This is a genomic window from Stenotrophomonas sp. RS-48, assembly GCF_030053245.1.
Taxonomy (GTDB): Bacteria; Pseudomonadota; Gammaproteobacteria; order Xanthomonadales; family Xanthomonadaceae; genus Stenotrophomonas; species Stenotrophomonas maltophilia_P.
Genome location: NZ_JASGBV010000091.1, coordinates 20,258 through 30,141, shown reverse-complemented (window position 1 = coordinate 30,141; position 9,884 = coordinate 20,258). Strand labels below are relative to the sequence as shown.

The 9,884-nt window shown below is 66.5% G+C and carries 6 protein-coding genes and 1 pseudogene; 4 read left to right on the top strand and 3 right to left on the bottom strand.

Annotation, left to right across the window (positions count from 1 at the left end):
- A pseudogene (locus tag QMZ25_RS16335) lies at nt 1-564 on the bottom strand (EamA family transporter); the annotation flags it as partial.
- Nucleotides 565-636: 72 nt separating this feature from the next.
- Here QMZ25_RS16335 and QMZ25_RS16330 point away from each other — a divergent pair.
- From QMZ25_RS16330 to fhuE, 3 genes are all read left to right on the top strand, one after another.
- Nucleotides 637-1,110 (top strand): Lrp/AsnC family transcriptional regulator, encoded by a 474-nt coding sequence (locus QMZ25_RS16330; protein WP_180875850.1) that lies wholly within the window; start codon nt 637-639, stop codon nt 1,108-1,110.
- Between the two features lie 37 nt (nt 1,111-1,147).
- A complete protein-coding gene (locus QMZ25_RS16325) occupies nt 1,148-1,717 on the top strand; it encodes a M23 family metallopeptidase (protein ID WP_283219947.1) in 570 nt (189 codons plus the stop codon).
- 199 nt (nt 1,718-1,916) lie between these two features.
- Entirely contained in the window at nt 1,917-4,076 is a 2,160-nt protein-coding gene (fhuE, locus tag QMZ25_RS16320) for a ferric-rhodotorulic acid/ferric-coprogen receptor FhuE (RefSeq protein ID WP_262219064.1), read from the top strand.
- A 104-nt stretch (nt 4,077-4,180) separates the two neighbouring features.
- On the opposite strand, the gene QMZ25_RS16315 is transcribed toward fhuE, so the two are convergent.
- Both QMZ25_RS16315 and QMZ25_RS16310 read right to left on the bottom strand, forming a co-directional pair.
- Nucleotides 4,181-7,042, bottom strand: coding sequence for a TonB-dependent receptor (locus tag QMZ25_RS16315; RefSeq protein ID WP_065181748.1), 2,862 nt, complete (start codon nt 7,040-7,042; stop codon nt 4,181-4,183).
- Between the two features lie 296 nt (nt 7,043-7,338).
- Nucleotides 7,339-7,746, bottom strand: coding sequence for a biopolymer transporter ExbD (locus QMZ25_RS16310; RefSeq protein WP_283219946.1), 408 nt, complete (start codon nt 7,744-7,746; stop codon nt 7,339-7,341).
- Nucleotides 7,747-7,909: 163 nt separating this feature from the next.
- Between QMZ25_RS16310 and QMZ25_RS16305 the strand changes: the two genes are divergently transcribed.
- Nucleotides 7,910-9,883 carry a transglycosylase SLT domain-containing protein gene (locus tag QMZ25_RS16305; protein WP_283219945.1) on the top strand — a complete coding sequence of 658 codons (1,974 nt, stop codon included), beginning with the start codon at nt 7,910-7,912 and terminating at the stop codon, nt 9,881-9,883.
- Nucleotide 9,884 lies beyond the last annotated feature (1 nt).

Below are 9,884 nucleotides of genomic sequence, written 5' to 3'. Positions count from 1 at the left end.
CACCACCACCAGCGACGCCGCCAGCAGGCCCAGCGACACCGAATGGCCGGCATGCAGGTGGCCGGCGCGCTTGCCGAACACGATGTACAGGCCCCAGCACGCCGCCGCACCCAGTGCATACAGCACGCCCACCGGGTCCAGTGCCGCCGCACCGCCCAGCGGTAGCAGCAGGAGCAGGCCGACCACTGCGCATCCCACCCACAGGAAATCGATCGGGCGCCGTGACGACAGCATCGCCACGGTCAACGGCCCGGTGAACTCGATGGCCACCGCGATGCCGAACGGGATCGTGCGGATGGCCATGTAGAACAGCAGGTTCATCAGGCCCAGCGTGAGCCCGTAGCGCAGGATGGTGATCGCATCCGCGCGGCGGGTCTTCCAGCGCCAGGGTCGCCAGAACAGCAGCAGCAACAGTGCGGAGAAGCCCACGCGCAGCGCGCTGGTGCCCTGCGCGCCGATCAGCGGGAACAGGTGCTTTGCATAGGACGTGCCAACGGACAGCGCCGTTACCGAGCCGAGCACCGCCAGCGCCGGCAACATCGGCGCGAATCGTGAAGTCTGCATGCGTCCAGTCTATTGCGTCGACGGCGAGCACTTGGCTCAATTACCGGCCCGTCCATGCAACTTCTGCTCACCATGGCCACTGCCCCCGTGCTGGACAGCTTCGACCGCGCCATCCTCACCCTGCTGCAGCGGGATAACACGCTGCCACAGCGGGAGATCGCCGAAGCCGTGCACCTGTCCACGCCGGCCGTGCAGCGGCGGGTCAGGCGTCTGCAGGACAGCGGTGTGATCGCGGCCAATGTGGCCGTGGTGGCGGCGGCGCGGATCGGCCGACCGCTGACCCTCATCGTCGAGGTGCGCATGGTCAGCGAGCAGCGTGATCGCGTGGCGCCGTTCAAGCAGCGCGTGCAGGACGACCCGGCGGTGCAGCAGTGCTATGCCATCACCGGTGACGGCGATTTCCTGCTGGTGCTTTCGGCCACCTCGATGGAGGAATACGACGCCATCAGCGAGCGGCTGTTCGGTGGCGACGACAACATCGAACGATTCCGCACCGCGGTGGCACTGTCCACGCTGAAGCGCAGTTTCGAAGTCCCCCTGGAATGAACCGGCCTCGACACCCACCGCGCCATACTGGCGCGGCATGAATCCTTCGCCCCGCACACCCTCCACGTCTTCCGCCCGCCTGCTGCGCCGTTGGCTGCTGCGTGCGTTCCTGCTGATCGTCACCGTCGTTGCCGCCCTGTCCGTCTGGAACAGCCGCTGGGCCGAAGCGCCGAAGATGCTGTGGTCATTGGCCCGGATGCCACCGGCCACCGAGCTGCCGGTACCGGTGGACGGCGTGCGGCCGGGCCAGATCGCCGATACCTTCGGCGCGCCGCGAGGGCGCGACCGCAGCCATGCCGGCATCGACATCTTCGCCGCGCGGGGTACCCCGGTCCGCAGCGCGACCCCGGGCGTGGTTGCCGAGGTGCGGGAAGGCGGCCTGGGCGGCCGTCAGGTCTGGGTGATCGGCCCCGGCCGCGAGCGCTACTACTACGCCCATCTGGAGAGCTGGGCCGCAGGCCTCGCCCGCGGCCAGGTCGTAGCCGCGGGCGATCTGCTCGGCCACGTCGGCGACAGCGGCAACGCCAAGGGCACCCCGCCGCACCTGCACTGGGGCATCTACGGCGCAGACGGCGCACGGGATCCTCTGCCACTGCTGCGCCGCTAAGCCGCCGGACGGCGGTCGTCCCACAGCAGCCGGACGATCCTGCCCGCGCGCCCCTGTTCATGATTTGTAAATAGGAATAGTTCGTATTAACATTCCTTTCGATTGCAGCGTCGCCAGGAAGGCGCGCCCGCCTTTCCCCTACCCTTAGCGCCTCGCCTCCTGGATGTCGGCCGAACGCGCATGCTCGTCCAGGAATCCCATGAACCGTCCTGCATTCCGTATCCCGCAGCCTCAGCGGCTGTCCGTTGCCGTGCTCGCCGCACTCTGCGCCATCGCCCCGACCGCCTTCGCAGAAACTGCCACCGATGCGACCACCCTCGACAAGGTGGTGGTCAAGGGCGAGCGCGCGGAGGGCTACTCGGTGCGCCGCACCTCGGCCGGTACCCGCTTCGACCTGACGCCGCGCGAGATTCCGCAGTCGGTCAGCATCATCAGCCATCAGCGCATCGAAGATCAGAACCTGGACGACATCATCGACGTGCTGGCCAACACTACCGGTGTGACCAGCACGCAATCGGACAGCGAGCGCACCGAGTTCTATGCGCGCGGCTTCTACATCGACAGTTACCAGTTCGATGGCCTGCCTACGCAGATGGTGCAGAACTGGAGCTACGGCGATTCCGGCCTGGACCTCGCCCTGTATGACCGCGTGGAGGTGGTGCGCGGCGCCACCGGCCTGCTCAGTGGCGCAGGCAACCCGTCCGCCTCGGTGAACCTGATCCGCAAGCATGCCGACAGCGCCGAGCTGGCCGGCAGCGTATCGGTGAACGTCGGCAGCTGGGGCCGTACCCGTACCACCGTGGACGTGGGCAGCGCGCTGAACACCAGCGGCACCGTGCGTGGCCGGGTGATCGGCAGCTACCTCGACACCGACGCGCAGATGGACCGCTACAACCAGCACAAGACGCTGGGCTACGCGGTGATCGACGCCGACCTGACTCCGGACACGCAGTTGAGCGTGGGCTACGACTACCAGCAGAAGCGCGCCAATGGTGCGACCTGGGGCGGCTTCCCGATGCTGTTCTCCGACGGCTCGGCCACCGGCTACGACGAATCGTTCAACGCCAGTCCGAACTGGACCTACTGGGACACCACCAGCAAGCGTGCGTTCGCCACCCTGCAGCACGCCTTCAGTAATGGCTGGAAGTTCAAGGTCGGTGCGACCCACGATGAGACCAAGGCCGACGACAAGCTGTTCTACCCGGCCTACAACGACTGGACCAGTGGTGCCTCGTTCTTCGACAGGACCACCGGCACCGGCATTTCGCCGTCGGCCGGCTTCTACAACACCGAGCGCAAGGTCAACGCGGTCGATGGCTATATCGACGGCCCGTTCCGGCTGTTCGGCCGCGAGCACCAGTTCATGGCCGGCCTGAGCTACAACAAGCGCGAGTACGCCAACTACGGCGACTACCAGATTGGCGGCCCCGGCCAGAGCTGGGACCCGTTCACCAGCTACCTTGGCTGGACCGGCGACATCTCCGAGCCGAACTGGAACCCGCTGGCGCTGGCCAGCGAAGGCACCATCACCCAGAAGGCCGGTTACATGGCCACGCGCCTGTCGCTGGCCGACCCGCTGAAGCTCATCGTCGGCGCACGCTACACCGACTGGAAGAGTGAAGGCGAAGGCGCGGACCGCTCGCACAAGGTCACCACGCCCTATGCCGGCCTGGTATTGGACATCAACGATACCTTCTCCACCTACGCCGCCTATACCGAGATCTTCCAGCCGCAGACACTGAAGGACCGCAACGGCAGCTACCTCGATCCGGTCGATGGCAAGAGCTACGAAGTGGGCGTCAAGGGCGCGTGGTTCGACAACCGCCTCAATGCTTCGCTGGCGGTGTTCCGCATCGAGCAGGACAACGTGGGCCAGGCCACCGGTGAGCCGGTGCAGGGCAGCCAGAACGAATTCGCCTACCGCGCCGCGCGCGGCACGGTCAGCCGCGGCTTCGAATTCGAACTGAACGGCGAGCTGGCCCCGGGCTGGAACGCGACCTTCGGTGCCTCGCGTTACGTGGCCAAGGATGCCAACGATGCCGACATCAACACCAACCTGCCGCAGACCGCGCTGAAGCTGTTCACCAGCTACACGCCGCAGTCGCTGCAGGCACTGACGGTCGGCGGTGGGGCGAACTGGCAGAACCGCATCTACTATGCGGTGCCGGCCTACGGCCGCATCGAGCAGAACGGCTATGCCCTGGTCAGCGCCTTCGTGCGCTACCGCATCTCGCCGGAGTTCAGCGTGCAGGCCAACCTCAACAACCTGCTGGACAAGCAGTACCTCTCGCAGATCAACGGCTACGGTGCGTACGGCGATGGCCGCAACGGCTCGCTGACGTTCACCTGGTCGTTCTGATCAGCTGCAGGGCGCAACCGCCCCGCTCCTGTAGCGCCGAGCATGGGCTCGGCGCTACACCCGCAAGGCAGCGCCGGAGTGTCCGGCGCTGCCCCCTCATCACATCAGAACCGCAGGTCCGCGCGCATGTACCAGTAGCGGCCACGCGGAATGTCATAGGTCGACGCGTCATAGCCGTTCAGCGAGCACGACAGGCAGATCGGCGGATCCTTGTCGAACACGTTGTTCAGGCCAGCGGTCAGCTGCAGTCCCTTCATCCAGTCGATCCTGTAACCCACCTGCAGATCATGGAAGGTGGTCGCCGAGAGCGTGTTGGTGCCCGCCACCTGGTTGCTGCACACCGGGAACGCCACGGCGTCGCCACAGTCTTCGGTCAACTCGGAGATGTGCCGCACCGTCCAGTTCGCGCTCCAGTTGTCCAGTGTCCAGCCGATGCTGGCGTTGCTGGTCCATTCCGGAATCGAGCTGTCGGCCACTTCCACGCCCGGCTTCTGTGGCTGCCGCTGGCCGGCCGCACCGGTGGCCTCGTAACGACCGACGAAGGTGTTCTTCCAGCCCAGCTTGAACTGGCCGATCGAGGTCTGCGGCAGGGTCCAGAACAGGTCCACGTCCCAGCCATCGGTCTTGATCGAGCCCAGGTTGGTCAGTCGGTTGTTGAAGCTACTGACCGCGCCGGTGCTGGCACGGGTGATGCCATCGCAGTACACCGGATCCAGCGTATCCACACACAGGTCCAGCTGGGTCTGCGCGTTGATCGCCTGGATCGCGCCATCGATGTTGTGGCGGTAGAACGTCACTTCCACGTCGAAGCGCTCCGACCAGGAGGTGTTGTTGCCGAACCACGGGCTCCAGACGAATCCGGCACTGAAGCTGCGTGAACGCTCCGGTTCCAGCTCGCGGTTGCCGCCGGTGGTCACCGAGATCTGCGAGTTGGCCTGCTGGAAGCCGGCCGGCACGCCCAGCGCGGCACAGTTGGCGGCGCTGCCACGCGGCGGCGTGCCGCCCAGGCCGATCGAGCACGGATCGAACAGCTGCAGGTCCGCGCGCGCGGCCGATCCGTACAGTTCGCCGATCGACGGCGCGCGGAAGCCTTCGGCATAGGTGGTGCGCAGCACGAAGTCATCGGTCACCTGCCAGCGCAGGCCGTACTTGGGCGTGAACTCACCACCGAAGGTGGAGTAATCCGAGTAGCGGCCTGCCAGACTCAGGTCGAGCTTCTTGCCCAGTGCCGAATCGGCGAAGATCGGCACGCTCAGTTCCAGGTAGGCTTCATTGACGTCGTACGAGCCGGAGGTCGGCTGCGACGGCACGCCGTTGTAGTGACCGATCACCGTCAACGGGTCGGGCTGGTACCAGCCTTCGTACTTGCGGTACTCGTAACCGGTGGCGAAGGACAGCGGGCCGGCCGGCAGGTTGAACAGATCGCTGGACAGATTGGCGGTGAACAGACTCAGCTCGTTCTGGCTGCGGTCGCGTACCACCGGCTGGATCCAGCGCAGCATGTCCGGGGTGATGGAACCGGCACCGCCGAAGATGTTCAGCGGCACGCAGCCCGGCGTCGCCGCACATGCGGCAGGATCGCCCAGCGCCAGGTTGACGTTGTAGATGTTGTAGCTGCCGTAGTTGGTCTGTTCGGCCTTGTTCTTGCTGTACATGCCGTTGACGTCCCAGAACCAGCTGCGGTCGGCCGCCTGGAAGTTGCCGACCAGGCCGGTGGCGAAGTACGTGGTGTTGACCTCCTGCTCGAACACGCGCGCGCCACCTTCCACCGGGCGGCGGCCGACCAGGCTCATGTTGCCGGACGACACCAGGTCGAAGCCGAACGGGTTGTAGGGATTGAGCGCCGAGATGGTGATGTTGTCGGCCAGCGGATTGCCGGTGGCGCCATCGGGGCCGAAGAACAGCGGCTCGGGGCCAGCCTGGTTGGTCGACTCGCGACGGTTGCCCAGTGCCTTGACGTACCACTGCACGTTGTCGGTGATGTCAAAGCGGAACTGACCGAAGAGGCCCTTCCGCTCCGACGGCGTCAGCACCATGTTGTACTCGGCGAAGTTGAAACGGTCAGCGCTGGTGAAGCAGTGGTAGTCGTCAGTGCGGTTGCAGCCGGCACTGCCGTCATAGCGTGGATTGCTCACGCCGGTGTTGGGCACGATGTTCTGCTGCGCGCCCGTGTTGGGGTCGACGAAGGCGAAGCGGCCCTGCGGAATGGCACCGCTGCCGAAGGCCAGGCCGGTACCGGGAATCGGGAAGCGCGACTGTTCACGGTCCTTCGCATACACCGGATCCTGCTTGGTCCAGCTGGCGCCGAGGAACAGACTGAAGCGATCACCGCTCTTGCCCCAGGCCAGGTCCACGCCCTTCTGCGTGCCGTCGCCCTTGCTGTATTCGCCGTAGTTCAGGGTCACCTGGCCGCCATCGAAATCACGGCGGGTGATGATGTTGACCACGCCGGCGATGGCATCGGAGCCGTACAGCGACGACGCGCCGTCTTCCAGCACTTCGATGCGCTCGACGATGGCCAGCGGAATGGTATTGAGATCGGTCGCGGCGCCGACACCCGACGCCGATGACTCATTGACCCAGCGGATGCCATCGACCAGCACCAGCACGCGCTTGGCCCCCAGGTGGCGCAGATCGACCTGCGCCGAACCCGCACCGACGCCGCTGCCATCCGGGGGGAAGCCGAAGTTGCCGGACGAATTGAACTTGGCATTGAGCGCCGAACCGGAGCCGGTGAGCTGCTGCAGCACTTCGCCGATCGAACTCAGGCCGGTGCGCTCGATGTCGCCGCGCGTCAGGGTCTGGATCGGAACCTGGCCCTCCACTTCAGCGCGCTTGATGCGGGTACCGGTGACCTCGACCGCGTCCAGGTTGGTGGTGGACTGTGCGGCGGCGCCCAGCGGTGCCAGGGCAGTCACGCACAGGGCGACGGCAACCGCCAGGGGGCGGTGGTGCAGGTGATTCATTCGCTCTCTCTCCAAAGGAATGTCGGGACATTGGCTGCCGTACGCCCCTCCTGCATGGCGGCAGCGTCTCCTTTGTAAACAAGTAGTCAAAATCACGGCGTGATGACCGACACCCTTTCACGCGGGCTTGACGCGATTGACGGGCAATCGCATCAGATAGCGACAGATTCTGTGCCGTGTCCCAGCCTTGGCGCGCTGACCACGCGCCTGTTGCGACAGCAGGTGCCGGCATCCGCGGAGTGCTCCAAAGCACTCTTGGTGGAGGGGCTGTCCATCGACAGCCCCTCATCCGCTGCTCAGCGCACGAACGCAATGCGCTCCATGCCGGTGGCCTCGGCCGCCGCCAGGATCCGTGCCATCCCTTCGTACTCGGCCGCCGGATCGGTCGCGATGCGCAGCTCCGGCAGGTTGCCGGCGTACTTACCCGCCTGCGCCTGCAGGCGCGACTGCAGATCGGCAATGGCCAGAGGCCGGCCGTTCCAGCTGAGCTGGTTGGCTGCATCCAGACGCAGTTCGATCGGCGGCGGCGGGTCCGGCCGGGCGACCACGCGATCGGTCGCCTGCGGCAACTGCACTGCGATCGGCCGGGCCACGATCGGTGCGGTCACGATGAAGATGATCAACAGCACCAGCATCACATCCACCAATGGCGTGACATTGATCTCCGCCAGCGGGCCATTCCTTCCTGCGCTACTGAACGCCATGTGCCGCTCCCTGCAGCCGGGCGGTTCGCCCGGCTCTGACGTTACGCCGGCATCCCGCCGTTGCGGCAGAGGCTGCATGCACCTGCATTCAGCCGCCGTTGCCTTTGTCTGGCGTGCACGCGATGCGAAACTGAATTCAGCCAGTGCCCGCTATGCTGGCGCCATGACCCGACGCTCTTCGACCGCCCTGTCCCTGCTCCCGCTGGCCTCCCTGCTGCTGATCGGCTGCGCCGGTGCCCAGTCCCTCGATGCCCAGAACGCGCAGCTCAAAGCCGCCATCGCCGCTGCCGAACGCGGCCAGTTCGATCCCGGCCAGGCCGCCGCGCTCAGCCGCCATCCGGCCTATGGCTGGCTGGAGTACGCCAATCTGCGGCGCAACATCGACACGGTCGACACCGCGCAGGCGCAGGCCTTCCTCAAGCGTTACGAGGGCCAGGCCGTGGCCACCACCTTCCGCAGCGTGTGGCTGCCTTCGGTGGCACGCCGGCAGGACTGGCCCACCCTGCTCGCCAACTGGGTGCCTACCGACAATCTCGGCCTGCGCTGTGCGCAGTTGACCGCCCGACAGGTGACCGGCGGCGTCGATCCGCAATGGATCAGCGACGCCCAGGAGCTGTGGCGCCGGAACGGCAAGTCACTGCCCGACGGCTGCGATGCGGTGTTCGCCGTGCTGCAGGCCCAGGGGGGCCTGAGCGACGCACTGCGCTGGGAGCGCATCGACGCGGCCGCCGACGCGCAGCAGCCGGCGGTGATGCGCAGCGCCGCGCGCGGACTTCCCGCTGCCGACCTGGCGCTGGCCAACACCTATGCTGCGTTCGTCGACAAGCCCAATGCCAGCGCACTGAACTGGCCGCGCAATGATCGCAGCCGGCGCATCGCCACCGATGGCCTGGTCAAGCTGGCCAAGGCCGATCCGGATGCCACCGAGCAGCAGCTGCCGCAGTACGCGCAGGCCCTGGGCCTGAGTGCCGAGCAGCAGGCCCAGGTGCGCTATCAGATCGCGCTGTGGACGGTTGCCTCCTACCTGCCTGATTCCGCGCGGCGCCTCAATGCAGTCCCCGACGCCGCTTACGACGAGCGCCTGCATGAATGGCGCGTGCGCGAAGCGATGTCGCGTGGCGACTGGCCGGCGACCCTGGCAGCAATCCGCAAGATGGGGCCGAAACAGCGCAACGATCCACGCTGGCGCTATTACGAAGGACGCATGCTGGAGAAGACCGGGCAGGCACAGCAGGCACAGTCGCTGTTCCGGGAGGCCGCGCGCACGCCCACCTTCCACGGCTTCCTCGCGGCCGACAAGCTGCAGCAGGGCTACACGCTGTGCCCGTGGAAACCCAACGACAGCGAACAGGCCAAGGCCGCAGTGGCTCGCGATCCTGCCATCCAGCGCGCAGTGGCGTTGTTCCAGATCGATCGCGCCGGCTGGGCGGTGGCCGAATGGAACAGCGCGCTGTCGCGCTTCGATGACACCCAGCGCCGACTGGCCGTGCGGGTGGCCCAGGACAACGGCTGGTTCGACCGCGCGGTGTTCTCCCTCGGCAAGCAGCCGCAGGAGCAGCGCCTGTATGACCTGCGCTTCCCGCTGCACCATGACGCCACGATCCGCCGCGAATCGGCGCGCAATGCCATCGACCCGGCCTGGGTCGCTGCGGAAATCCGCGCCGAAAGCATCTTCACTCCGCGCGCGCGCTCGCCTGCCAATGCGATGGGCCTGATGCAGGTGCTGCCGGCCACCGGTGCCGCCGTGGCAAAGTCCATCGGCCTGACCGGCTACGGCGGTGCCGACAGCCTCTACGACCCCGACACCAACATCGCCATCGGCACCGCCTACCTGCGCCAGCTGATGAACAAGTACGACGGCCTGCCCTATGTGACCATCGCCGCCTACAACGCCGGTCCGACGCCGACGGCACGCTGGCAGAGCCAGCGCCCCGGTTTCGATCCCGACCTGTGGATCGAGACGATCAGCTACAAGGAAACGCGCGAGTACGTCGCGCGCGTGCTGGCCTTCAGCGTGATCTACGACTGGCGCCTCAACGGTGACGCCCTGCCGCTGAGCGACCGCCTGATGGGACGCCTGGTCGACAAGCGCAAGCGCTTCAGCTGTCCGGCGGACGCGGGTCAGGGCGGCGACTGAT

Excerpts from the sequence above, each read along its gene's own strand:
- QMZ25_RS16310 (WP_283219946.1), bottom strand. The coding sequence starts at position 7,746 with ATGGCGTTCAGTAGCGCAGGAAGGAATGGCCCGCTGGCGGAGATCAAT.
- fhuE (WP_262219064.1), top strand. The coding sequence starts at position 1,917 with ATGAACCGTCCTGCATTCCGTATCCCGCAGCCTCAGCGGCTGTCCGTT.
- QMZ25_RS16330 (WP_180875850.1), top strand. The coding sequence starts at position 637 with ATGGCCACTGCCCCCGTGCTGGACAGCTTCGACCGCGCCATCCTCACC.
- QMZ25_RS16305 (WP_283219945.1), top strand. The coding sequence starts at position 7,910 with ATGACCCGACGCTCTTCGACCGCCCTGTCCCTGCTCCCGCTGGCCTCC.
- QMZ25_RS16315 (WP_065181748.1), bottom strand. The coding sequence starts at position 7,042 with ATGAATCACCTGCACCACCGCCCCCTGGCGGTTGCCGTCGCCCTGTGC.
- QMZ25_RS16325 (WP_283219947.1), top strand. The coding sequence starts at position 1,148 with ATGAATCCTTCGCCCCGCACACCCTCCACGTCTTCCGCCCGCCTGCTG.